General features: G+C 41.4%; 24 protein-coding genes and 1 tRNA gene. 13 read left to right on the forward strand and 12 right to left on the reverse strand.

Translation table 11 applies throughout. The annotated features are described in order from the left end of the window. Positions 1 to 10: 10 nt before the first annotated feature. Positions 11 to 2,533 (forward strand): ligase-associated DNA damage response DEXH box helicase, encoded by a 2,523-nt coding sequence (locus tag CLV57_RS17110; protein WP_100342594.1) that lies wholly within the window; start codon positions 11 to 13, stop codon positions 2,531 to 2,533. Positions 2,534 to 2,616: 83 nt separating this feature from the next. Here the strand turns inward: CLV57_RS17110 and CLV57_RS17115 are convergent, their stop codons facing one another. From CLV57_RS17115 to ku, 7 genes are all read right to left on the reverse strand, one after another. After that, the gene (locus CLV57_RS17115) at positions 2,617 to 3,180 is read right to left on the reverse strand and encodes a DUF922 domain-containing protein (protein WP_157799208.1); all 564 of its coding nucleotides are present in this window, start codon (positions 3,178 to 3,180) and stop codon (positions 2,617 to 2,619) included. A 324-nt stretch (positions 3,181 to 3,504) separates the two neighbouring features. Continuing rightward, complete coding sequence (trpC, locus tag CLV57_RS17120) at positions 3,505 to 4,317, reverse strand: indole-3-glycerol phosphate synthase TrpC (RefSeq protein WP_100342596.1); 813 nt, start codon at positions 4,315 to 4,317, stop codon at positions 3,505 to 3,507. A gap of 164 nt (positions 4,318 to 4,481) precedes the next feature. Next, on the reverse strand, positions 4,482 to 5,123 hold the full coding sequence (locus CLV57_RS17125; RefSeq protein WP_100342597.1) for an anthranilate synthase component II: 642 nt from the start codon (positions 5,121 to 5,123) through the stop codon (positions 4,482 to 4,484). A 54-nt stretch (positions 5,124 to 5,177) separates the two neighbouring features. Next, a complete protein-coding gene (locus CLV57_RS17130) occupies positions 5,178 to 6,587 on the reverse strand; it encodes an anthranilate synthase component I family protein (RefSeq protein ID WP_100342598.1) in 1,410 nt (469 codons plus the stop codon). Positions 6,588 to 6,802: 215 nt separating this feature from the next. Beyond that, positions 6,803 to 7,240 (reverse strand): cytochrome B, encoded by a 438-nt coding sequence (locus CLV57_RS17135; protein ID WP_100342599.1) that lies wholly within the window; start codon positions 7,238 to 7,240, stop codon positions 6,803 to 6,805. Positions 7,241 to 7,322: 82 nt separating this feature from the next. Continuing rightward, the gene (locus tag CLV57_RS17140) at positions 7,323 to 8,255 is read right to left on the reverse strand and encodes a DNA polymerase ligase N-terminal domain-containing protein (protein ID WP_100342600.1); all 933 of its coding nucleotides are present in this window, start codon (positions 8,253 to 8,255) and stop codon (positions 7,323 to 7,325) included. A 3-nt stretch (positions 8,256 to 8,258) separates the two neighbouring features. Next, positions 8,259 to 9,026: a non-homologous end joining protein Ku gene (gene ku, locus CLV57_RS17145; RefSeq protein WP_100342601.1), complete on the reverse strand. Its 768-nt coding sequence runs from the start codon at positions 9,024 to 9,026 to the stop codon at positions 8,259 to 8,261. Positions 9,027 to 9,288: 262 nt separating this feature from the next. On the opposite strand from ku, the gene CLV57_RS17150 reads away from it, so the two are divergent. The 8 genes from CLV57_RS17150 (at position 9,289) to CLV57_RS17185 (ending at position 16,569) form a co-directional block, all read left to right on the forward strand. Continuing rightward, complete coding sequence (locus CLV57_RS17150; RefSeq protein ID WP_100342602.1) at positions 9,289 to 10,059, forward strand: UDP-2,3-diacylglucosamine diphosphatase; 771 nt, start codon at positions 9,289 to 9,291, stop codon at positions 10,057 to 10,059. A gap of 109 nt (positions 10,060 to 10,168) precedes the next feature. Then, on the forward strand, positions 10,169 to 11,242 hold the full coding sequence (prfA, locus tag CLV57_RS17155) for a peptide chain release factor 1 (RefSeq protein WP_100342603.1): 1,074 nt from the start codon (positions 10,169 to 10,171) through the stop codon (positions 11,240 to 11,242). Positions 11,243 to 11,486: 244 nt separating this feature from the next. After that, entirely contained in the window at positions 11,487 to 12,404 is a 918-nt protein-coding gene (locus CLV57_RS17160) for an FAD:protein FMN transferase (RefSeq protein WP_100342604.1), read from the forward strand. A 126-nt stretch (positions 12,405 to 12,530) separates the two neighbouring features. Next, entirely contained in the window at positions 12,531 to 12,848 is a 318-nt protein-coding gene (locus tag CLV57_RS17165; protein WP_100342605.1) for a hypothetical protein, read from the forward strand. A gap of 24 nt (positions 12,849 to 12,872) precedes the next feature. Then, complete coding sequence (locus tag CLV57_RS17170; protein WP_100342606.1) at positions 12,873 to 13,745, forward strand: hypothetical protein; 873 nt, start codon at positions 12,873 to 12,875, stop codon at positions 13,743 to 13,745. A gap of 6 nt (positions 13,746 to 13,751) precedes the next feature. Continuing rightward, on the forward strand, positions 13,752 to 14,435 hold the full coding sequence (locus CLV57_RS17175) for a response regulator transcription factor (protein ID WP_100342607.1): 684 nt from the start codon (positions 13,752 to 13,754) through the stop codon (positions 14,433 to 14,435). A 4-nt stretch (positions 14,436 to 14,439) separates the two neighbouring features. Beyond that, positions 14,440 to 15,774: a sensor histidine kinase gene (locus CLV57_RS17180; RefSeq protein ID WP_100342608.1), complete on the forward strand. Its 1,335-nt coding sequence runs from the start codon at positions 14,440 to 14,442 to the stop codon at positions 15,772 to 15,774. 69 nt (positions 15,775 to 15,843) lie between these two features. After that, the gene (locus tag CLV57_RS17185) at positions 15,844 to 16,569 is read left to right on the forward strand and encodes a DUF6515 family protein (RefSeq protein ID WP_100342609.1); all 726 of its coding nucleotides are present in this window, start codon (positions 15,844 to 15,846) and stop codon (positions 16,567 to 16,569) included. A gap of 80 nt (positions 16,570 to 16,649) precedes the next feature. Here the strand turns inward: CLV57_RS17185 and CLV57_RS17190 are convergent, their stop codons facing one another. The 3 genes from CLV57_RS17190 to CLV57_RS17200 all read right to left on the reverse strand — a co-directional run bounded on the left by CLV57_RS17190 (position 16,650) and on the right by CLV57_RS17200 (position 19,288). Then, positions 16,650 to 17,150 (reverse strand): hypothetical protein, encoded by a 501-nt coding sequence (locus CLV57_RS17190; RefSeq protein WP_100342610.1) that lies wholly within the window; start codon positions 17,148 to 17,150, stop codon positions 16,650 to 16,652. A 111-nt stretch (positions 17,151 to 17,261) separates the two neighbouring features. Next, positions 17,262 to 19,004 (reverse strand): S41 family peptidase, encoded by a 1,743-nt coding sequence (locus tag CLV57_RS17195; protein ID WP_100342611.1) that lies wholly within the window; start codon positions 19,002 to 19,004, stop codon positions 17,262 to 17,264. 68 nt (positions 19,005 to 19,072) lie between these two features. Next, a complete protein-coding gene (locus CLV57_RS17200) occupies positions 19,073 to 19,288 on the reverse strand; it encodes a hypothetical protein (RefSeq protein ID WP_100342612.1) in 216 nt (71 codons plus the stop codon). Positions 19,289 to 19,416: 128 nt separating this feature from the next. Between CLV57_RS17200 and CLV57_RS17205 the strand changes: the two genes are divergently transcribed. Next, a complete protein-coding gene (locus tag CLV57_RS17205) occupies positions 19,417 to 19,998 on the forward strand; it encodes a porin family protein (protein ID WP_100342613.1) in 582 nt (193 codons plus the stop codon). Between the two features lie 378 nt (positions 19,999 to 20,376). Here the strand turns inward: CLV57_RS17205 and CLV57_RS18445 are convergent. Beyond that, positions 20,377 to 20,488 (reverse strand) — tRNA-Asp (locus tag CLV57_RS18445). A gap of 153 nt (positions 20,489 to 20,641) precedes the next feature. Here CLV57_RS18445 and CLV57_RS17210 point away from each other — a divergent pair. From CLV57_RS17210 to dapA, 3 genes are all read left to right on the forward strand, one after another. Then, complete coding sequence (locus CLV57_RS17210; protein WP_100342614.1) at positions 20,642 to 21,133, forward strand: Lrp/AsnC ligand binding domain-containing protein; 492 nt, start codon at positions 20,642 to 20,644, stop codon at positions 21,131 to 21,133. Positions 21,134 to 21,329: 196 nt separating this feature from the next. Then, positions 21,330 to 23,780, forward strand: a complete 2,451-nt coding sequence (locus CLV57_RS17215; RefSeq protein ID WP_100342615.1) for a DUF5686 and carboxypeptidase regulatory-like domain-containing protein — start codon at positions 21,330 to 21,332, stop codon at positions 23,778 to 23,780. A gap of 88 nt (positions 23,781 to 23,868) precedes the next feature. Beyond that, positions 23,869 to 24,750 (forward strand): 4-hydroxy-tetrahydrodipicolinate synthase, encoded by an 882-nt coding sequence (dapA, locus tag CLV57_RS17220; protein ID WP_100342616.1) that lies wholly within the window; start codon positions 23,869 to 23,871, stop codon positions 24,748 to 24,750. A gap of 64 nt (positions 24,751 to 24,814) precedes the next feature. Here the strand turns inward: dapA and CLV57_RS17225 are convergent, their stop codons facing one another. Next, positions 24,815 to 24,991, reverse strand: coding sequence for a histone H1 (locus CLV57_RS17225; protein WP_100342617.1), 177 nt, complete (start codon positions 24,989 to 24,991; stop codon positions 24,815 to 24,817). Positions 24,992 to 25,119: the final 128 nt, after the last annotated feature.

Here is a 25,119-nt window from a genome sequence, read left to right on the forward strand (position 1 = left end):
AGCAATCAAAATGACAACGCCCGGCCAAAAAGTTATTCAACAATGGTACCGCCAAAAAAAGTGGCGACAATTCCAGTTTCAAAAAGACATGGAAGCAGCCTACCTTGAAGGTTATTCGGGTTTGCTGAACGCGCCTACAGGCAGCGGAAAAACTTTTGCCTTGTTTCTCCCTTTTCTGGCAGACTTTATCAACAAACATCCGGATTATAAGACTCGAAAGAATAACGGATTGCAAATGCTTTGGATAACCCCACTACGCGCGCTTACCAATGATATCCGTAAAGCCATGCAGGAAGTTTGCGATGATCTGGAGTTGCCATGGAATATTGCAACCCGCACAGGCGATACCTCCGCAGCAGAAAAAGCAGCACTAAAACGCAAACTCCCCGAAGTACTACTTACTACTCCCGAAAGTTTGCATTTGATGCTCGCCCAAAAAGATTATCCAACTATTTTCAAAAGCCTACAGGTTTTAGTTACAGACGAGTGGCATGAGTTATTAGGCACTAAAAGAGGTGTTCAGGTAGAGTTGGGGTTATCAAAGCTGAAACACCTTTCTACATCTTTAAGAATTTGGGGCATAAGCGCCACCATAGGGAATTTGGAACAAGCCGCAGATGTGTTGTTAGGCACAGACTTCCCCCGTGAGAACGTTAAAATGATAAGGGCGGATGTTGACAAAAAGCTGGTGATCAAATCTGTCATTCCTGAGAATATACAGAACTATTCGTGGGCGGGGCATATTGGCGTTAAGCTTATTGCGCAGGTGATGGAGCTGGTAGCCAAAAGCAAAACCACGCTGATATTCACCAATACCCGTTCACAGGCCGAAATATGGTACCATGCAATACTGGACAATTACCCTGAATACGCCGGCGTAATGGCTATGCACCATGGTTCGTTAGACAATGAATTACGAAACTGGGTAGAGCAGGCGCTCCATGCGGAAGCGCTTAAGGTAGTGGTATGTACATCAAGTTTAGATCTTGGGGTTGATTTTAGGCCAGTTGATACGGTAATACAGGTTGGCAGCCCCAAAGGTGTAGCACGTTTTATGCAAAGGGCCGGGCGTAGCGGCCACCACCCTGGAGCTATATCAAAAGCTTATTTTGTGCCTACACATTCTTTAGAACTACTTGAGGGCGCTGCAATTAAAGAGGCGCTGAAACGCAAAATTTTTGAAAGCCGCGATCCGATGCTGCTCACTATGGATGTGTTGCTACAGTATATGGTTACACTGGCTGTTTCTGAAGGATTCAGGGCCGATGAACTGTTTAACGAGGTTAAAACCACCTACGCCTTTGCCGACCTTAAACGGAGCGAGTTCAACCAGCTTTTAGATTTTATTGTGAACGGCGGCAAAACCCTTGCCCAGTACGACGAGTTTTTAAAGGTTGAATTTGAAAACGGTTTATACAAAGTAAACAGCCGCAGGGTTGCCATGCGACACCGCCTGAGTATTGGTACCATTACCAGCGACATGAGCGTGCGTGTAAAATGGTTAAGCGGGGGCAGCTTAGGCACGGTTGAAGAGTCTTTCGTATCAAAGTTAAAACCAGGTGACACGTTTTGGTTTGCGGGCAGGAGTTTGGAATTTGTGCGATTGAAAGATATGTCGGCTTATGTTAAAAAGTCAACCGCGCAAAAAGGCATGATACCGAGTTGGAATGGTGGTCGTATGCCGCTGTCTTCTCAACTATCGGCAGTTTTTAGAGATAAACTTGACGAGGTAGCGCATGGTATAGAACAGGACGAAGAGGTAAAGGCTTTAACGCCATTGTTTGCTTTACAACAGGAGTTATCTCATTTGCCGCAAAGTCATGAGTTTTTGATCGAATCGTTTAAATCACGGGAAGGACACCATTTATTATTTTATCCGTTTGAAGGAAGATTAGTACATGAAGGCATGGCCTCTCTACTGGCTTACCGTATATCGCGCATCAGGCCATCCAGTTTCTCAATTGCTATGAATGACTATGGTTTTGAATTACTTACAGATGAAGATATACCAATTGAGGAAATACTGGAAGACACTTCCTTTTTTTCTATCGACGGTTTGTTAGACGATATTTTGCAAAGTTTAAATGCCAATGAAATGGCGCGTCGCCGCTTCAGGGATATAGCCCACATTGGCGGGTTATTATTCACCGGCTACCCGGGCCAGCAGGTGCGTAACCGGCATTTACAGGCTTCATCGTCCTTACTTTTTGAAGTATTCAGTGAATATGAGCCAGATAATTTATTGGTACGTCAGGCCTATAACGAAGCATTGGCTTTTCAGTTGGAGGAGTTCAGATTGCGGGCGGCGTTGCAACGTATTGCCAATCAAAACATCATTTTAAAACACATTGAACGCCCTACACCTTTCGCGTTCCCAATAATGGTTGACAGCCTTGGTCGTGAACGCCTAACCACCGAGAGCCTGGAAGACCGCATTGCCAAAATGGCCCGGCAATATGGCGCCGAAGGTTTTGGATCAGCAGATACCAAAAGAGCGAGAAAACCCGGTGTTACCAGAAAACGAGGGTTGTAAACAGGGCGGCTCAGAACCGGGGTGAGCCACCAAGAGCCAAGGTGAGCCACCTTGGCCAGGGTGAGCCACCTTGGGCACTTTCATCAATAATTATTTTGTGCCAGCGGCGGAGGGTTGTCTAAACGTTTTTTAAAGTAGTCGTCCCAACTGCGTTGCTGCGCGCGGTTTTGCATGTGTTGTGTTCCGGTTTCGTATTCTGTATTCAGTTGTTTGTACTTGGCATCAATAGTATCAAACAAACGCATGGCCTCAGCTTTGTAGTTAGCTGTAAAACGGGTACGGTTAATTTGCCGTAGTAGCTCCTGTTGTTCCAGGTAGGCAATCAGGTAATGCCCCTGCTCATGGTTCAACACTTCATCCATCATGGCTTTTGATATAATGTTTCGGGTGTCCAGCCAGCAGCGGTCGCGGTTAATTAACAGATTTACCGTTGCATATAAACTATAATAACCACCTCTGTCTGGATAAGCACGGTAGCTAAAATCAATGGTGCAATTGGTGTAGGCTACATGGCCCATCATACGCGGACGGGGGACGCCCTGAAAATCTGAAGGAGTTAATTGATGGAACCCCTGGGCCTTCGCCTTGTTACCCACTATAATCATTAAGGCGATGGCCAGGGCCATCCTCACTATACCACCTCTCATCAAAAACTAAAATTCTTTAAACTATGTGGTTTTGACTGGAAGTGATGGTGTGGGTTTAATGGAATTAGTTGTTAATTTTATGATTCATCACTAACACTTACAACGCGGCCTGTCAAGTTCGGGATTGCTTCGTTCCTCGCAAAGACGGTGGGGTAGTTAAGTTGTCAAATTACGCGTCATTGCGAGGAACGAAGCAATCTCACGTTGATAGTTTGCCGTTATGCATATTCCACAATTGCCCAATAACACAATAACAAGCAAAATAGCAAAGGCCCGATTCTACAAATCAAGCACTTTACTTTCGCCTTAAACCTTTTACCTTAATTACAGCCCCTTCACAAACTCAGCCATTGCCGCGCCCGGGTTTTCCTGTTTCATAAAGTTTTCGCCAATTAAAAAACCGTTAAAGCCAGCCTGCTTAAGTTCTCTGATAACTTTTGTGTTGCTGATGGCACTTTCGGATATTTTCATGAACTCAGCCGGGATATGGTCGGCTAATTGGAATGATGTATCAACTGATACGGTAAAATCGGCCAGGTTACGGTTGTTCACACCTATTGCATCCAATTTAGGATGAATACTACGTTGTAACTCTTCCATGTTATGCACTTCCAGCAATACATTTAAGCCTAAACTTTTTGCCAGGGTTGCCAGTGTATCAATTTCTACCGGTGTAAGTATGGCGGCAATTAATAAAACAATATCTGCTCCCCATGCCTTAGCTTCCAATAACTGATACTCATCTATCATAAAATCTTTACGAAGGATCGGTATATGATTAACAGCACGTGCATTCAAAATGTCTATCTGCGTGCCCATAAAAAAATCGGTATCGGTCAGCACCGACAATGCCGAAGCTCCCGCAGCTGCGTAGCCGGTTGTTACCTCTTCAACACTTACCCTGTCGTTTATAATTCCTTTTGATGGAGATCTGCGCTTGAACTCTGCTATTATACCTGTGCGGGTTGGGTCAAGCAAAAACTGCTTAAAAGAATAGGTTTCCCTGCCAAACAACGGCGAGTTCTCCAGTTCCTGAACGCTGATCTTTGCTTTAGCTTCTGCTATTTCCTCGCGTTTACGAACAACAATTTTATCTAATATGGTTTGCCCTTGAACAGGGTATGTTGGAATGCTCATTTGAGATCAAAGATAGTGCTTTGCCTTGTAATTAAGTATCAATCAAAACATCCTTCCTTGGGGAAGGGTGCGGCTGCCAGTGAAGTGGCGGGAAGGGTTTAGCCCGGCGGACAAACCCCTCCCTACCCTCCCGGGGGAGGGGTTGCTTTTAAAACTATGGGGCGTTACTTCGTTACCAACTCCCCACGCAATGCTAACCAATTCTGCATCATCTCTTTACCATACTCTGTAAGAATTGACTCAGGGTGAAACTGCACGCCGCGTACATCATAAAATTTATGGCGCAGTGCCATAGCTGAGTTATCGCGCTCATCAACAGCGGTAATGGTCAGTACATCGGGCAGGTTATTTTCATCAACTACCCACGAGTGGTAACGGCCTACCTTAAATTCATGTGGCAAACCTTGGAAAAGTTGCTCATGCTCATCAGTAACCTTTATCGGCGTAGCAATACCATGCATAGGCTGTTTCAGATTGTACAAACTACCTCCAAATGCCTCTGCAATGGCCTGCTGACCTAAGCACACGCCAAAAATGCTTTTGGTAGCTGCATATATTTTTATCACATCCAGCAATAAACCAGCTTCTGATGGAATGCCCGGACCTGGTGAAAGTATGATCTTATCAAAAGCATCAACATCCTCCAGTTTAAATTTATCATTTCTCCATACCTCGCACTGCATACCAATTTCGTTAACCAAATGCACCAGGTTGTAGGTAAACGAATCGTAATTATCTATAATTAAAATCTTGCCCGCCGATGCCTTAACAGGGTTAGAAGCCTGTGTCTGTCCTTGTTCACTCATAATAATATCTTGTACGTTTTAATCAATTTGTTTGTTCCCTTCAGGGATTAGTGGTTATAGCTCTTCTGCCAGTTCAATTGCTTTGCGCAAGGCCGCTATTTTATTGTTTACTTCGTTTAATTCGCTTTCTGCTACTGATCCTGCTACTATACCCGCACCTGCCTGATAATGCAGCGTATTGTTTTTACTTAGAAAAGAGCGGATCATGATGGCATGGTTAAAATCTCCGTTGAAACCCAGGTAACCAATAGCGCCGCTATAAAAACTGCGCTTTATGTTCTCGTTCTCGTCAATAATTTCCATAGCGCGGTATTTTGGCGCGCCGCTTAGCGTGCCCGCCGGGAACGTATCTGCAACCACTTTAAAGGTTGGCACATCAGGCTGTAACTGGCCGCTCACCATTGATACCAGGTGAATTAAATGCGAGTAGTACTGAACCTCTTTAAAAGCCTTCACTTCCACATGGTCGCAATGGCGACTCAGGTCGTTACGTGCAAGGTCAACCAACATTACGTGTTCTGCTGATTCCTTTGCATCATTCTTCAAATTCATGGCTATTTCGGCATCCTTTATATCGTCGCCACTGCGTTTAAATGTACCGGCTATAGGGTAAATAGTTGCGCGGCGCTCTTTAATGGTGATCTGCGCCTCGGGAGATGAGCCGAATATTCTAAAATCGCCAAAGTCAAAATAGAACAAATAAGGCGATGGGTTGATAGAACGTAACGCACGGTAAACATTGAACTCATCGCCGATAAATTTCTTGGAAAAAGCACGCGACGGTACGATCTGAAAAACATCGCCGCGATAAATGTGCTGCTTCATTTTCTCCACTATAGCTATAAAGCCCTGGTCGCTCAGGTTAGATTTTTCTTCGCCATCGCTCCTGAAACTGTATTCAGGGAAGTTTTTATTTTTAATGAGATCTTCAATACGGCTTATACCAACATCCTGCGTGTCGCCTTCCGTTGAGTTCAGGAAAATATATAACTCATTTTTAAAGTGATCTATCGCAATGATGTAACGGTAAAGATGGTATTGCATTACCGGTATTTTGCGGGTGGTATCGTCGCTCTTTTTTAGTTTAATGGTTTCAAAATGCTCAACGGCCTCATGCGTAAAGTAACCAAACAAACCATTTGATGTTATTTTAAGCGGAAGCGTTGTTGTTTCAAAGCTGCCCAAAAAGTTGCTTATCTGGTCTATTAACTCAAAACTGCCCTCTTTCAGTTCTTCTTTAACGCCATCCGGGTAGCTTTTGCTAAGCGTGCCATCATTTAATTGCAAACCTGCAAAGGGCTGGCAGCAAACAAAGCTCAGGCTGTTCTCCCTGCTGTGGTAATCAGAACTCTCTAACAGCAGCGAATTGGGGAAAACATCGCGCAGGCGGAGGTATATGCTAACAGGCGTAGTAGTATCGGCAAGTAGCTTTTTGTAAGTGGTGGTAATTTTAAACTTTTTCATTTAGTATTTTCAATATTGTGTAAAACAAAAAACCCGGCAGAGGAGGACTCGCCGGGTTTTTGTATAGGTTTACAATTGATTAGTCTTGCTGATCAAACGAGACTCCGGCTGCCCAATTTAATGAGTGCCACCAGAAGTTTCTATTGTTGTTTTTGATCATTGTGGTCACAAAAATATAAAGAATTTTAATATAGCAAAATATTTATTCGTTTTTTTTAGTTGGTACCAAACAAACCACGGCCACTTTGCAATATGGCAGCTACGATCACTAAAAGTGCTAACGAGTAATAAATAGCTATCGCACGAAATTTACCATCATGCAACACCGTTTTTTTAGCGCGGCTATGGCCAACAGTAATCAGTACAATAGCAAAAAGCATCATTACTAAGTGTTCCATTGTCCAATAGCGCAAGGTAGTATCTTTCATAGTAACACTGGTAAATTGAACATACGGACTAACAAAGTACAGTATCAAGCCTATCAAAAACTGAGTATGGGCAGATATCATGGCAAACAAGTTTAGCTTACGGTTACCCTCGCTGTATTCGCGTTTACCTAACCACCCTGCAAATGCAACCAATATGGCTGCCACCAGCATCACCATTACTACATACCTGAAACCGGAATGCAGATGTAATAAGAAATTGTACATAACTGAAAATTTTGTGCAATATACGAAGCGGTAGTTAAAACTGTTAATAATTTATATTGCTACAAAATGCAGATAGTAGTAGTTATTCGTCACTTAACACTATTAGGTTACTTCCCAGTTGCTCCACAAAAGCCTCCAATAACTTGCTCCGTTTTTTCGGTTCCAAGCCGCTCAGGTCGTGTTCATCTAAACTTATCAGGTCGGTAATTTTAAATTTGTTGGTGCGACCCTCTTTCACTATTTCGCCTTCAAAAACCGCTTCGCGCTTTACGGCTTTTAGTTCGGATATGAGTTTTTTGTAGGTTTTGCTTGCATCGTTTTTATCGCCGTTAACCAGCATAACTTCTTTACCGGTGTATGCAGTAAAGTACTGATCTTCCTCTTCTTCAGCGGTTTCGCTGTTATCAAATTCTTTTACCTTATGCTGTTTGGGTAAAGCCTTTGCCTTACCCTCCTTGTTATTCTTCATCTTCTTAACAGCATCAGGCACTAAATTCTCACTGTCAAAATCATCAACGGCAAATTCGTCGCGGTGCTTAATAAGCAGCCAGGCGTTATCATCTTTAGGATTTTTGATCTTCACTAAAGCGAACTCGCCTTTTAAAATATCGCCATCCAGCCTGAACTTTAAATTGCCCGATTTTAAACCCGCCCGTAATTGCGTTATATCATCCTTCCTATCGTCGGCCAGCGACGTGTACGTTCCTTTATCCCATATAATAACTACCCCCGCACCATAATTACCATTCGGGATAATACCTTCAAAATGCTGGTAGTCTATAGGGTGGTCTTCCACCATCATGGCAAGACGTTTATCATTAGGGTTAAGCGACGGGCCCTTGGGCACTGCCCAGCTTTTCAGCGTACCATCCAGTTCCAATCTGAAATCATAATGAAGCCGCGAAGCATGGTGACGCTGTATCACAAAACTTAAATTTTTACTATCGCTTTTACCACCCTTGGGTTCGCTGGTTTGTTTAAAATCGCGCTTTTTTACATAGGTTTCCAGGCCCATAAGTTACGCTCCTTTCTTTGTTAAACTGGCCATTAATTGATCGTACAGGTCATCGCTGCCTGTTTTCTTAGGCGTAAGCTTTTTAACCTTGGCACGTTTGCCTTTGGCCTTTGCTTTTATTATATTAAGTAATGATTCAGTATAGTCATCTTTAAATTTAGATACATCAAACTTTTCGGCGTATTGTTCAATCAGCGTTAAACCCATATCCAACTCTTTTTTGCTGATGGTTACCTTATCGCCAACCTTCAAATCTTCGGTGCTGCGAATCTGCTGTCCGAATCTTATGCGGGTTACCACCAATACGTTATCAACCGGGTGCACTATACAAAGGCTTTCGGTGCTTCGCAGTACAAAACGTGCCAAGCCTGCCTTTTTTGATTTTGCCAAAGCCTGCAGCAGCAAAGCATACGCCTTGTTATTTTTCGTATCCGGTTCGGTATAATAGGATGTTTCGTAGAACATGGGGTTAACATCAGCGATGTCAACAAAGCTTTCAATGGTGATGATGCGGCTCTTCTCCGGCGCGGCATCTTCAAAATCGCTATCGTCCATAATTACATAATCATCGTCCAGCTTATAGCCTTTTACAATTTTATCATACGGAACTTCCTTATGCGTTTGCTCATTGACCCGCTGAAAGCGAATTCGTGAGTGGTCGCGGCTATCCAGCATGTCAAAATCCAAACTACTGGTTTGCACCGCCGAAAACAGTTTTACAGGTATGTTAACCAGTCCAAATCCAATTGAACCTTTCCAGATAGATCTCATAGTGCTTCTTTTAATGCTCCTTTATCAACTCACCCCGACTTTGCTTCGCTTGTCACCCCTCTCTGCTTCTCAAAGAGGGGAGGAAATTTATTACCTATACCCTCTTTAACCGAAGGTTAGCGAGGGTGGTCCAGCGCAGCGCAGACCGGGTGAGTAAATGTGTCGGTTGCCCATGTTACACAACTATTAAACACAACAAACAGTTTGCCATAAACCCAATCATTTCAGCAATATATTGCGCTTAAAATGTATTTTTGGCCCGATGGCAACAGGCAACAAACTTTACTTTGCATCTGATTTTCATTTAGGCGCGGGCAGTTACGAGAATAGCCGCACACGTGAGGCGCGTTTAGTACGCTGGCTGGATAGCATTAAGGCCGATGCTGCCGAGCTGTTTTTAATGGGTGATGTATTCGACTTTTGGTTTGAATACAATACAGTTATACCTAAGGGTTATGTACGCTTTATTGGCAAACTGGCCGAGTTAGCCGACTCCGGAATAAAGATCTATTTGTTTAAAGGCAACCACGATATGTGGATGTTTGGTTATTTTGAAAAGGAACTGAACGCTACAATCATCACCAATGAAATGGTAATGGAGCGCGGCGGCAAAAAATTCTTTCTTCACCACGGCGATGGGCTTGGTCCGGGCGATGGCGCTTATAAAATTCTAAAAAAGATATTCCGCAGCAAGGTTTGCCAATGGTTGTTTGAACGGCTGCATCCTAATTTAGGTGTGGGTATAGCCAATTATTGGTCGGGTAAAAGCCGTGAAGCCGGGTTGGCTAATGAGCAGCGTAAAATAGAAGAACAAAAATGGCTGGTAGAGTATAGCCACGATGTGATCAAAACCACGCCCTACAATTACCTGATATTTGGCCACCGTCACTTCCCGCTGGATATACAATTGAGCGCGGATAGCCGCTACATAAATCTGGGTGAATGGATCAACTATAACTCCTACGCCGTTTTTGATGGTGTAGAGCTTAAATTGGAAAGGTTTGAGCAACAAGAGCAACAACAGGTATCTTGAAAATGTCAAAACCTTTCACCTTTAAGCTTTAACCTTTTACACTCCCTTAAAATTCTGTAACTTTGTGCACTTTTTTTACAGGAGGCTTTGCCTCTTACAATAATATATTATGTTAGATAAATTAGAGGCGATAAACCAACGCTGGAAAGATGTAGAAGCTGAACTGAGCAGCCCTGATGCCATGGCTGATATGAAGCGTTTTGCCCAACTAAATAAAGAATATAAAGATCTGGCCAAAATTGTTGATGAGTATAATATATACCGCAACATTATGAGCAACATCGACACCAACAAAAAAATTCTGGCTACCGAGAAGGATGAAGAGTTTAGAGAGATGGCGAAAATGGAACTTGACGAACTATTGACTCAACAGGAGGAGATGGAAGAAAAGATCCGTTTGATGCTGATCCCTAAAGATCCGGAAGATTCTAAAAACGCTATTGTTGAGATTCGTGGTGGTACAGGTGGCGACGAGGCAGCACTTTTTGCCGGCGACCTTTACCGTATGTATATGCGTTTCTGCGAGAAACGCGGCTGGAAAACTGAATTGGTTGACTATACCGAAGGCACCGCGGGTGGTTACAAAGAGATCGTGTTCAACGTAATTGCAGAGGACGCTTATGGTACGCTGAAATATGAATCGGGCGTTCACCGTGTACAACGTGTACCTGATACGGAAACACAGGGCCGTGTGCACACATCAGCAGCATCAGTTGTGGTATTGCCTGAGGTGGATGAATTTGATATTGTATTAAACCCTGCCGATATACGTAAAGATCTGTTCTGCGCATCGGGCCCGGGCGGACAATCAGTTAACACTACTTATTCTGCTGTGCGTTTAACTCACTTACCTACCGGTTTAGTAGCGCAATGCCAGGATCAGAAATCGCAGTTAAAAAACTTTGATAAAGCTTTACAGGTACTTCGCTCACGCGTATACGAGTTGGAATTACAAAAACACCTGGAAGAAGCATCAAAAAAACGCAAAACCATGGTGGCTACCGGCGACAGGTCGGCTAAGGTACGTACCTATAACTTCCCGCAGGGCCGCTTAACCGAGCACCGCATTGGCTTAACCATTTATAACCTGTCAGGCGTAATGAATGGCGATATATTGGAAGTAATGGAAGCACTTCAGTTTGCTGAAAATGCAGAGAAACTGAAAGAGGGAACGGTAGCTTAATAGATTTGCAAATGAGTGGATATGCAGATATGCAAGATGATTATCGTTTCACATCTGTATTCGCCCCTCTCCATTTTCGCACATCCGCTCATTTACAAATTTGCACATCTGCACATCCGCATCCCCTTTTCATGTTATTTTCATAAAGCCGTTTTACTTTAGCTGTTAATTTATTATACCTGTGTTCTGCATGGTCTATTTTCTCAGGAACGCCGGTTAGTTAATAACTTTTAACAGGCGTATTATGCTGGCTCTAAAAAATACATCGGCAAATAATTTAACGGTTTTCGGGCATGAAACCCGTTTAATGGGTAGCAATTTTGAGATAAGTGTTGTTGGCGAAAACCATGCCGTGGCAAACCAGCGCATTAACAGTGCTATTGCTGAGATAAATCGCGTTGAAAAGCTGTTAACTACTTTCGGCGAGGACAGTGAAATAAACCTTATTAACCGTAACGCCGGGATGCAACCTGTTAAAGTTAGCGGTGAAATATTTAGGTTAATAGAACGCTCCCTTAAAATAGCCGAACTTACCTACGGCACTTTTGATATTACCTACTACTCGGCTGATAAAATATTTATTGACAGTAATAACTCTGCTCCGTTAGCAACCATCCCCTACTCTGTTACTAAAACTAATTATCAGGCTGTGGTTGTTGACCCATATGCATGTACTGTATTTTTAAAAGAAAAGGGTATGCGTATCAGTCTGGCTGCTATTGCTAAAGGCTACGCTGCCGACAGGGCTAAATACCTGCTGCAAATGGAAGGTGTAAGTTCGGGTGTTATTACTTTTGATGGTGACATATTAACCTGGGGTATACAGCCTGATCTGGAACCATGGACCGCGGCAACAGCCCTTTCAGGCTTTAACAATCAGCAACTGGCAAATTTGGATATTAGTAACATGGCGCTGGCTACCGCTGTAAATAAACAAAAGCCCGCCAAGGTAAATAACGGTGGCGGCTTTATGGTTAGTGCTATAGAAAACATTTATGTATTAAGTCCTTCAGCCGAGTTTTCAAGCGCTTTAACGTCGCCGTTAATGGCCATGGGCATTAATGCCGGTTTATATTTAATGAATAAGTTGAACCAGGTTAGCTGCGTTATTACCGACGATCAAAACCGTGTTTATACTTCAAAAGGCATCAAAACAGCCTAAAGCTTTCTGCTTTGCTTTGTTAAACTATAAGGGTAAATTTAGCTCCAAAAATCTGCCGGTATTGAATAACCGCAGGCATTGTTATCCTTATTTTAACATTTTTTTACATTTTTCTATCGTTTAGTGATGAGGTGGTTTGTGTATATTGTGATACTTTTGCTTTTTGCACCAACCTTGTTGTGGTCAACACCCATACGCGTGGTTGAGCAGGTGCCATTTGCAAAAATCCATTATACTGATCGCTACAGCTTACCCTTTACAGATACCATAATAAAAAAACAGCCTCCGGAGGAGGATGAGAAAAGAATAAAAGAGGTACAGAAAGCTAAACGCCAGGCTAAGCCGGAAAAGATTGACGATGCGCAACCGCCTAAACGTCAGCGCGAGCGTCGTCCGGAAGGTATGGAGCGTCCGCCGGAAATACCAAGAAGAAATAATAACTAACCCTGAATAATTAGTAAACTATAAATGAAGTTTATACGCATATTATTCTTATTGATAATAGCCGCCAGCCTTGAAGCATCAGCAGGAAAATTGCTTTTGCCCAAAGGCGCTACAACTTTTTATGCCGATACTGATACCATCATTCGTAAAAGATCAATATCTGTAGGTTTAAATTTCGGCAGCGATGCCATGTTCTTTGGTCGCACGGGCCCTATACGTTATCCTTTTTACTCGGCAGATGTTATCTATAATACCAAGCAAGGCTTTTTTGCATATGGCTCTGTACTGCGCCTCATTGGCTACCGTACTTCTATTGACGAAATAGATATTGGCGGTGGTTACTTATATCGCCCATCCAAGAAATTTTCGGGTTCTATTAGTTACACCCGCTTCATTTTCAATAAAGAACAGCGCATAATTGAATCGGCCACTAATAATGATATTAATTTTAAGAATGCGTATGACTGGGGGCCTTTTAAATCAACTGTAGTGATGGACTATCTGTTTGGCCGCTCAAACGACTTTTTTATTACGCTTAGTCAATCTAAATACTTCGAGCCCGACTGGCGCTTGTTCAGCAATAACGATTATTTAACGTTTAACCCTACTGTGAGCATGATATTGGGTACGCAAAATTTTGTCCACACCTATTCGCTCGATCATCAGGAGGGTATATTAAATCCAAACGTAATTAAGTTGGATAACTCTGCCTATCAGTACAATAACGGTCGATTCAATGCGCTGAATTATAGTTTTAAACTTCCTATTGCATATAATCGTCCGCATTACACATTTGAGTTTGCCTACAAATACTCCATACCGGTAAACGTTCAGGGCTCATTAAGAAACAAGCGCGAATCATTCTATAACCTTACTTTTTTCTATCTTTTTTATTGATACGCCATGAATGTTTTGATCATAGAGGATGAGGTTGCACTTGCCAAAGAGGTTGAAATATTTTTAACCAACCATAATTATATTTGCGAAGTATGCCACACCGGTAAACAAGGCTCGGAAAAGGTAGCTATTAATTTATACGATTTTATTTTGATTGACCTTGGTCTGCCTGATTACGATGGCATGGACCTGCTTACAGAAGCCAAGCAACATAACCCCGATGCGGTTTGTATTATTTTAACTGCCCGGGCAGAAGTTTATGATCGGGTGCAGGGTCTTGATCAGGGCGCTGATGATTATTTAGCCAAACCATTCTCGCTTTTAGAGTTGCAGAGTAGAATGCAGGCCATACTGCGCCGAAAGTTTGGCTTGAAGCAAAGCATTGTTCAACTGGGAGATTTTGCCATTAACTTAACCGACCGTACTATAACCTATAATGGCAGCGTTATTAACACCATCACTAAAAAGGAATTTGATTTAATAGCTTATTTAATTTTGCATAAAAACCGCACGCTTACACGCACACAGCTAAGCGAGCATATTTGGGGCAGCATTATTAATGATGATTATGATTCAAACTATATAGATGCGCACATTAAAAACATACGCAAAAAGTTAAACGCCTACGCGCCGCCCGATTGGCTTGAAACCGTAAGGGGACTGGGTTATAAAATTACTTTACTCAACTAAAATATTGAAACTAAACACCAAACTCACGCTGTTCAATGCCATTTCAAAATTGGTAATAGCCGTGCTGTTTGTGTTACTGGTGCCGGTACTCATTGCTAATATTAGCCGCAATTACGTTGATAATAAGCTGATAAGGCAAAAGAGCAAATTTTTGCAAATTGTTGAACAACAAGGCATTGAAGACTATATACCCTACGGTGAAACCTATGGCAGTTATTACCTGCCACTTAAAGACGAATATCTTACCATAGAGGTGGATACCGTTGCTAACGATATTATTGATACCATTAAAAATGAAAAGCGCTTGGTTGGGCGCGATACTATTGAATACCGCATATTAAGCCACGCGTTTAAGCTCAATAACCAAAAATACCTGCTTGAGATAGGCAAAAGTACTGCTACGCTTAATGATACCAGTGCACCGCTGCAAAACATAGCATTTATGCTGTTGGTGGGCATGATACTACTTACTGTGCTGGCCGATCAGCTGTACACCAACTACCTGCTAAGGCCATTAGGCTTGATCATTAAAACCAAGCTATTGAACCGAAAGTTCCCCAACTTCGGGTCGTATAAAGAAATAAAAACCAACACTACCGACTTTCAATACCTGGATCAAAGTATTCATAAAATGATAGAGGCTATTGAGGCTGCTTTTCAAAAAGAACGGGAGTTTATTTCAAATGCGTCGCATGAGTTAATGACGCCTATATCCATTCTGCAATCAAAAATTGAGAACATGTTTGAGCGGGAGGATATAGCAGAAGACCTTAAACTGCGTATGCTGGAAATGCAGAAGATACTTAACAGACTTAAAAGTATTACCAAAACATTACTGCTTATATCTCAAATTGAGAACGAACAGTTTTTGAAAGAGGATAAAGCCAGCATAAGAGAATTACTGCAGGAAGTGCATGATGAAATATCTGTAAGATTTGTTGAGCAAGATATTACCTGCACACTTATTATTCCCGATGATAAAACGTTGGTCAACATCAACCGTTTTTTGTTGTTCAATTTATTTTTCAACCTCATAAACAACGCTATTAAATACAACCGGCCTAACGGCGAGATAATGGTAGTAACTTCAATGGAAAATGAAAAATTGGTGATCAGTATTATTGATACCGGTATAGGCATTAGCGCTGAAGCATTGCCCTTTATATTTAACCGGTTTAAAAAATTCAGGCAATCTTTACAACAGGATAGTTTTGGACTGGGGCTGCCAATTGTTAAATCAATAGCTAACTTTCATGGTATTGAAATATCGGTTCAGTCTGAGGTTAATGAGGGTAGCACTTTTAAATTAACTTTCCCGGCAGAGCTGTTAGAAAAATAAATTTACATCCTATCCGTTTTAAACCAATTCAAGCTAAATTAGTCTAACGGAATACAAACAAATTTTAAGATGAGTAAGCTGTCAAAAAGTGTTGCCGGATTTTTACTGGTAGCCTGGCTTTGTTTCAGTTCTTCAAACGCCGAGGCACAGTGGCGCGGCGCTTTTTGGGGAACCGGGCCTTATATGGGTATGGGCTACGGCTTTGGCTGGGGAGGCTTTGGTTACTGGCCATGGTGGGGGTCGGGTTGGGGCATGGGTTTTTATCCGGGTGCCTATCAAAAACCTTACACAGGTCGTGGTTATAATGATCTGGGGTATCCTAATGAAGGTTTTCAATTAGGAGCAATGCCGCTTGGCTTTTATCCATTCTACGTTGGCGCTGATTTATATTACTATACCAACGGTGCTTATTATCGCGCTAATGATACCGGTGGATATACCGTAACCAACCCGCCTGTTGGTGCAGCGGTGCCAACTTTGGGTAAAAATGTACATTCCGTTTTAATTAATGGCGCACAATATTATGAATATCGTGGTGTTTATTATACCCTTAAAACTAACACAAAAGGCGAAAAAGTATATATGGTTACCGGCGAGAATGGCGTTTTAAATACCCCTGATGGCAACATGGTTTTACCAAAGATCGGAACCACAATTAATAAACTACCAAAAGATAGCCAGAAAGTTACCTTAAAAGGGGTTGATTATTATGTTGATCCTGATGGCGTTTATTATGAGCCAATTATTAAAGATGGCAAAACCTTGTACAAGGTATCGAGTGTGCTATCTGAATAGAAAAAATTTAACTCAAATACGTTAAAACAAACAATGCCCGCTTACGCGGGCATTGTAATTTATATTAATATCAATAAAATTTAGTGTTTGGGTCCTTTTCCATGTCCTCTACCCGGACCATGTCCCGGAGGACCTCCTGCAGGGCCTCTTCCCGGACCTTTAGGTCCTTTGCCGGGTTTCCAATGGTTAACATACTTTACATCTTTACTGTTACGAATGATCACCTGATCATGACGGCCTTTGTAACCCACATATTTAGCGCGTATTACGTCTGCCCTTAACCATGGTCGTGGTTCGTTTACAACCACTTTATAGCCGTTATAAATATTGTAATTTGAATATCGTGCGGGCAATGCACGCGAGCGTACCCAAACGTTATTGTTTAAATAAACATACTGATGAGCGGGTACATCATAGTAAACGTCAATATCCGGCAGGTAATAATTCTCAACATAATCATAGCCAACCGGTCCCCAGGCTGGCTGCGCCCCAATGTTAACATTTAAGCTGATCTGCGCGTCGGCAGTTTTAAAAAGCAAAGTACTTAACAACAGAGCGGAAATTAAACTAATTTTTTTCATAGCTATTGCATTTAATAAAGCTTATGACAAGTTTAAAAGCAAAAAGTTTACTCGCAAAAAAAGCGGTGCTTGCAGGGCACCGCTTTTTCTTATTCCATTACGGAGTAATGCTTATTTTTCATCCTTATTATCCGCAGCTGCTTTCTTATCAGCCATAGCTAAAACCGGTTTGCCAATAACTTTATAGTTACCATCGCCGCGCAAAATTGAAGTTATCAAGTTTTTATCCTGCAAAGTTTTTACAGCCTGGGCTAATTCTTTATCATATTTAAAGCCTGCTTCAAATCTGCCTTTTTCGTAGTAGTAACGAGACACGATCTCATCCTCTAAAGCTTGTTTAATTTCGGATTTATGAAGTTGAAGATCATTCTTTTTACTGTTCATTAACTTCGCTTTAAGAGATTCATATTCAGTCTGGATCTGGTCAAACTGCTTCTCTTTAGTTGCATCAGCTTTCAGAGCATCTAAAGTTCGCTCAGAGATAGTGTTATAAGTATAATTCTTATCTGCCAGATACTTAACAAAGTCGTTGTACTCAGCATCGCTCAGACTAAATCCTTTTGGATCGCCTATTTTAGGATGCGAATCGCGGTATTTAGTAGCATAGTCAAATAAAAACAATTTACCTATAAGCACTTGCGTAACGCTGGCATAGCGTTCTTGCTTTATAGACAGGTCGGGATAAATTCCACTACCATCATAAACAGAGCGACCACCTTTTGTTTTGAACTCATGTATAAGCGAATCGGCAAATTTTAAAACGCTGCCATCGTCTTTACGGTGCGCATAATCCAACTCTTGGATACAACGGCCTGATGGTACATAATATTTAGCGATAGTAATTTTAACCAAGCTGTTATATGGCAAAGGGAACGTTTGCTGAACCAATCCCTTACCGTAGCTACGCTGACCAATCACTACCCCCCTATCCAGATCCTGCACAGCTCCTGCTACAATTTCTGATGCTGAAGCTGAGCGGTTGTTGATCAATACTACCAAAGGCATATCAGGCGCTACTGCCGGCGACATGGTTTTATAATTAAAGCTTTTCTCTTTAAGCTTACCTTTTTGTACAACCACCTCGGTGCCTTGCGGTATAAACAAGTTAAGTATCTTTACAGCCTCCTGCAAAATACCACCACCATTTGAGCGGAGGTCAAGTATGATGCCTGTAGGGTTATTCTTTTTTAAAGCGATAAGCGCGCTTGCTACCTCATCTCCTGAATTTTCTAAAAACTTATCCAGTTTAATATACCCCATATTGCCATCAACCATGCCGTAGTAAGATACATTAGGCTGCTTGATCTCATCGCGTACAACACTTTTTGTTAAAGTGTTCGCTTCACCATCACGTTTAACCACCAGCTTAACTGCAGTACCATTTGAACCTTTAAGCAAGGTGCTAACCTGATCGTTATTTTTGCCTTGCAGTGGCACGTCATTAATGGAGATGATCTGATCACCAGCCCTAACATCTGCTTTTTGTGCAGGGTAAGCTTCAAACACACTTGATACAAAAACTTTATTGTCTCTGATAAATATGCTTGCGCCAATACCACCGTACTGCGTACTTACGTAGTGTAATTTGTAATCTTCTATTTCTGATTCGGGAACAAATTCTGTGTAAGGATCAAGGCCATTGAGCATGGCATCGGCACCGGTTTTGAGCATCTCGGCCGAGTTAATGTCGTCAACGTAGTTAACGTTTACCTCTTTATATAAAGAAGCAAATACCTCCAAATTTTTAGATATCTGGAAAAGGTCGTCTTTAAAACTCCATGTGCCTATTGCAAATGCCAGCAAACCCGCCGACAAAACGATCTTTCTGTATTTTTTAATCACACCCACCTGCATTTAGTAAAAGTTAGAATTATAAAAATACAAAAAATAGATCTGTATTAATAAGACACTTAACAGAGTTTTTACAGTCTGTTATTGTCTATATTAACCAAAGCTTTTTTTAGCGTGAACACCACATACTCACGTTTACGGTTCACCAGGTGCATTAAGTTATTTATTAGAGCTTCTTCCTGACCTTCGGTGTAATTCAATTGCTCATCAGAAAGATGGTTATACTTTCTTTGTATTTTAATTTTTACGCGTTCCCAGTCTTTATTACTGATGCTTACCTCTGCCATGTTTAATTATTTTGCACAAATATAAAAATAACCTGATTTGCATTACCCAAAAAATTGGTACAGCAATTGCTAATATCATAAATTAATGGGTTTATTAGCCCTATTTTTAACAACCTTATAATTCTGTTATGAAAAAGTATTTATTAAGTGCAGCACTGCTTATAGCTGTGAGCATAAGCGCCCACGCACAATTTAGCTTAGGAGTAAAAGGTGGCGTAAATTTTTCAAAGATAACTACTGATAATTTAAACGAATCAACAGTTGCAGGCTATCAGGCAGGTTTGTTTGGCCGTATAGGCACAGGCGTTTACGTTCAACCGGAGCTTTATTTGAGCAGCAAAGGCGGTAAGTTCAATTCAAATAACAACGGCACCAACTACAGTGGCGATGTTAAATTCACTACGCTGAACGTTCCATTATTAGTGGGTACCGCAATTGGAGATGACGACCTGAACTTTCGCATAATGGGTGGCCCTATCTACTCATACATTATGGATCAGAGTAAAAACTTCTCTGCTAACTTTGGTGGAGCTTATGCAGATTTTGGCAATTACAACAAAAGCACTTTAGGATTTCAGGTAGGTGCAGGTGTTGATATTGGCTCAATTACTGCAGACTTGCGTTATGAGGGCGGCTTAACTAAACTGAATGAAAATTATGGTCAGCGTCAAAACCTTTGGGCGTTGAGTATTGGATTTAAAATATTTTAGTCTGACCTGTGATTGAAAGATTTCCTATAAAAAGCCTTCTGATTTAGTCGGGAGGCTTTTTTATATTGAACGCTGAATGAAGAATATAGAGTTATGAAGTAGTTTTATACTCATTTCGAAGCTTGGTGTTCAATACTTAGAGTGCCTATTTTTTGGTACAAAAGGTTTTAAAAAAGTAAAGCCCCTGATGGGCAGGGGCCTTTACTAACCAATTATAAACCTAAATTATGAGAAGAGCTGTAGGAGAAGGAGTCGAACCTTCACAGAGTGGTTATGCTTATTACTAAGCGTTTCCCATTATCTCCGCCACCGCGACGAGGAGGTGTGTCTGCCAAAAATTTCACCATCCCACAGTATTTAATTCACGCCAGTGAATTGCTGTTGGGGAAGGATTCGAACCTCCACAGAGTGGTTAGCCCGCTTCGGGTTTCCCATGATCTCCGCCACCGGGACAAGGAGGTGTGTCTGCCAAAAATTTCACCACCCAACATTATAATATTTTAAAGAGCGTCGATTAGGTTTTTCCGATTGCTTGATACAAAAGTAATACAGCTGCACCTTTCTTGCAAATATTTCAACAAATTTATTTTATTTTTATACAAATTTTAATTAAACTTGTATTTAAATATTGAAATTCAAATTTATGTCCCACAGAAAAGCGCAAAATTTAGAAATTGATAATCTGGATATACAGATTTTGTCAATATTGATGAAAAATGCAACCACCCCCTACACCGAGATCGCCAAGGAATTGATCGTGTCCGGTGGTACCATACACGTGCGTATGAAAAAGCTGGAGGAGATGGGCGTAATTAAAGGTGCAAGCCTTGAAGTTGACCCCCAAAAGCTGGGTTATGACATTACTGCCTTCCTGGGTATATTCCTTGAAAAAGGGTCGCAATACACCGAAGCGGTTAAACAATTAAAAGCGATTAAAGAGATTGTGGAGCTGCATTACACTACCGGCTTATACAGTATTTTTGCCAAAATAATTTGCCATGATACTAACCACCTGCGTGAGGTTTTGAATGAGCACATACAAAATGTAAAAGGTATTCAACGTACCGAGACATTTATTTCATTGGAAGAGACCATAAGAAGACAAATAACGCTTGAACAGCATGATGGTCATTAAAACCACCTGCTAATGTGCTTTTTTTCTGACATAAAATTATAACCGGAAGCCCCTGCCGGCAAACTCTTAAAAACTAAAACCTGCTTTTTAACAAAGCAGGTTTTTTTATGCGCTTATTTAACATTAATTAACAACCTCACGTTTTATTGTTTTACTCAAATAACTGCATCTTAGCGGCTACTTACGGCACTTTAACATGAAACCTTTACTTTTAACAATTGCTATGGCGTTAGCTTCGTTGCAAATGTTTGCGCAGCAATACACTTTACGCGGGAAAATAAGCGATGATAACGGCCATTCAATCCCGTTTGCAACCGTGTATATTCAGAATAGCACCAACGGTACGTCTGCCAACAACGAGGGTGAATACACTTTAACTTTAAATAAGGGACAGCGTACCATAGTTTACCGGGCTGTTGGTTATAAGCAGGAAATTATTAATATAGACCTGCAAAAAAACGAAGTAAAGGATGTAATCCTGAAAACCGAGGTTTACCAGCTACAAACCGTATCAATTAGTGCAAAAGGCGAAGATCCGTCTTATGCTATAATAAGGGAAGCTATTAAAAAACGCAAGTTTCATTTAAAAGAGGTTAAAAACTTCACTGCCGATGTTTACATAAAAGGTTTACAAAAAATGCTGGATGCGCCTAAACGTTTTATGGGGCGTGACATTAGTGCAGCAACTCAAAGTATGGGTTTAGACTCCAATCGCCGTGGAATAATTTATTTGTCTGAATCTCAATCCAAACTGAGTTTTAGTTACCCCGATCAGGTACACGAAGAAATGATCTCTTCAAAAGTATCCGGCAACAACCGGGCGTTTAGCTTTAACCGGGCATCCGACCTCAAAGTTGATTTTTATGAAAACTACCAGGATTGGGGCGAAATAAGCCTGCGACCACTTATCTCTCCTATTGCAGATAACGCGCTGTTTTATTACCGGTATAAATACATTGGTCAGGCTACACAGGATGGGCAGCAAGTAAATAAAATACAAGTTACTCCACGCCGTGAGCACGATCCTTGTTTTGAAGGTTTTATTTACATTCAGGATGACAGCTGGCGCATAACCGCTGCAGACCTGTTCATCACCAAAAAAGCTAACATACGTTTTGTTGATACCCTAAGGGTTAATCAGCAGTTTTTGCCGGTAAAAGCCAACGCATGGCTACCATCAACTGTTCGGTTTGATTTTACAGCCGGCTTACTTGGCTTTAAAGTAGGCGGTTACTTTATATGCGTATACAGCAACTATGACGTTAACCCAACCTTTGGCAAAAAGGATTTTAATGAGTTGCTACGCATAACCCGCGATGTAAACAAAAAAGATAGTTTATACTGGCTGGAGCAAAGGCCTATCCCGTTAACAGACGAAGAAAAGAATGATTACCGGAAAAAAGAAGCATTGGCCCTTAAGCGCGAATCAAAACCCTACCTTGATTCATTAGATAAAGCCAACAACAAAGTAAAGCTGGGCAATTTTATTGCAGGTGGTATTAATATCCGTAACCGTTATAAAAGAGAATACTATCATTTCGACCCTATCCCAACGTCGTTGCTGTTCAATACGGTTGAAGGGCTGGCTATAAATTACGGGGCAAGCTTTACTAAGAGGATTGATACATTGAACAACCGCAATTTTAGTGTGCGCACCAATCTGCGTTATGGTTTTGCTAACAGGTTGTTCAATGCCAATGCGAGCGTTACAATGCCTGCCGGCAAATTTATGCTGGGGTTAAACGGTGGCTCGGACGTTGCAGACATGAACAATAACCGCCCGATGAGTAACCTGATCAACTCCTATTACACCTTATTTGAGCGGCAGAATTTTCAAAAACTTTACCAAAAAACATTCGCGTCGGCTTCCCTATCAGGCAGGATAACAGGGGCATGGCAAGCCAGTATAGCTACCGAATGGGCCAACAGACACTGGCTGGCCAATAACTCTAATTACAGTTTTTTCAGAAAGGAGCGTACCTTTACATCTAACAACCCGCTTGTGCCTGGTGTAGATGTGCCTCTTTTTCCTGATAATCAATCTTTTAAAATTGGTTTGCGTACCACCTACAACTTCAGCAACAAATACGAAACCTATCCGGCAGGCCGCCGTTATCTGCCATCAAAATATCCTACTATTGGCTTAAGCTTAACTAAGGCATTTAATAATGTACTGGGCTCGGATGTTAATTACACGCAGCTGTCTGCTGATGTATCGCAATCCAATATCAGCATGGGTGTTTACGGTAAAACTTCTTTCTATCTATCTGCCGGCAAGTTCATCAGCAAGAGTAATTTGTACTTTACCGATTATCATCATTTTAATGGCAACCAGGTATCGTATTATACACCTGCTATTAACAGTTACTTGCTTTTAAACTATTACCAGTACAGCACCGCCAGCCAATATTTAGAAGGACATCTTCAGCACAACTTTTCGGGTTTTATAACTAATAAATTGCCTTTAATACGTAAGCTTAAACTGGAGGAGATTATCAATATAAACTATCTGTCAACCCCTGAGCTTAAAAACTACTATGAAGTTGGCGTTGGTTTGCAATACCTTAATTTCAGGGTGATGTATGGGCGCTCTTATAATTCGGGCATTAACGCTACTTCAGCTTTCAGGTTTTCAGCAAGCTTTTAACATTGTCTACAAAAACAGTAGATTTAATTGCGCGGAGCCTTATATCCACAATGAAATTTATTATCTTAGCGACCTTTTAATTCGGATAATGAATAAATTTTACGGAACGGGTGTTGCTATTATAACGCCTTTTCAAGCAAACGGAGCGATAGATTTTGATGCGCTGAGAAACCTCATTGAATATTTAATTGAGGGTGGTGTGGAGTACATTGTATCATTAGGTACCACCGGTGAGAATGTAGTGTTGAGCGCAGATGAGCGAAAGGCCGTGTTTGCATTTACTGCCGAAGTGGTAAATGGCCGTATTGATTTAGTAGCCGGAATAGCCAGTAACAACACGGCTGAGGTGATTGAGCAAATTAAATCTTTTGATACAAAAGGCTATTCTGCAATACTATCAGCAAGCCCGGCTTACAACAAACCAACGCAGGAAGGTATTTATCAGCATTATAAAGCTATTGCAGAGGCATCGCCGTTGCCTGTTATATTATATAACGTACCGGGCCGTACCGGTAGCAATGTAAGCGCCGAAACAACTATACGCTTAGCCAAAGAGTTTAAAAACATTATTGGCATCAAAGAAGCATCTGGCAACTTTGACCAGTTTAACCAGATCATGCGTGATAAACCTGAGGGTTTCCTGTTAATATCAGGCGATGACCCGGTTACTTTACCCATGATAGCTTTAGGTGCCGTAGGCGCTATTACTGTTATTGGCAATGCGTTACCACGCCAAACATCTGATATGGTGCGCGCCTGCTTAGCCGGCAATTATGCAACTGCGCAAAAACTACACTTTAGCTTAGTTGATTTTACCCGCCTTTGCTTTGTAGAAGGTAGTCCGGCGGGTGTTAAAACAGCCCTTAAAATATTAGGCGTTTGTGACGATACCGTACGTTTACCTTTAGTACAGGTAAGTAGTGAAACCGCGAGCCGGTTTAAACAGGAGATTGAAAAAATAACCGCATAAAAAAGCCCCCGTTAAAACTAACGGGGGTTTTTTATTTCTTTTCCCTATGATCAGCAAAAGCTAATTAACCTTGGTTTTTAGTATCCTGAATTTCCAAACGAATTGCCTGAGCCAGGTTTTTTAAATCTTGCATACCTTTACGCACGCGGGTTCCGGCAGCACTGTTGCCTTTGTTGTAAAACTTGTCTGCATCTGCTTCCAGTGACGCAATTAAGTTTTTTACTTCAGTAAATTTTTCCATTTAAGTTACTCCTTTTTAAAAGATTATTGAGGTTTTTTGTTTTTGTTAAGCTAATCTAATACGTTTTATCGAAAAAAAAAATTTTACCTATTAAGTAAGGTGGATTTTTAAAAAATTACCGTTTTTTC

Origin of the sequence: Mucilaginibacter auburnensis (assembly GCF_002797815.1) — a bacterium.
Taxonomy (GTDB): Bacteria; Bacteroidota; Bacteroidia; order Sphingobacteriales; family Sphingobacteriaceae; genus Mucilaginibacter; species Mucilaginibacter auburnensis.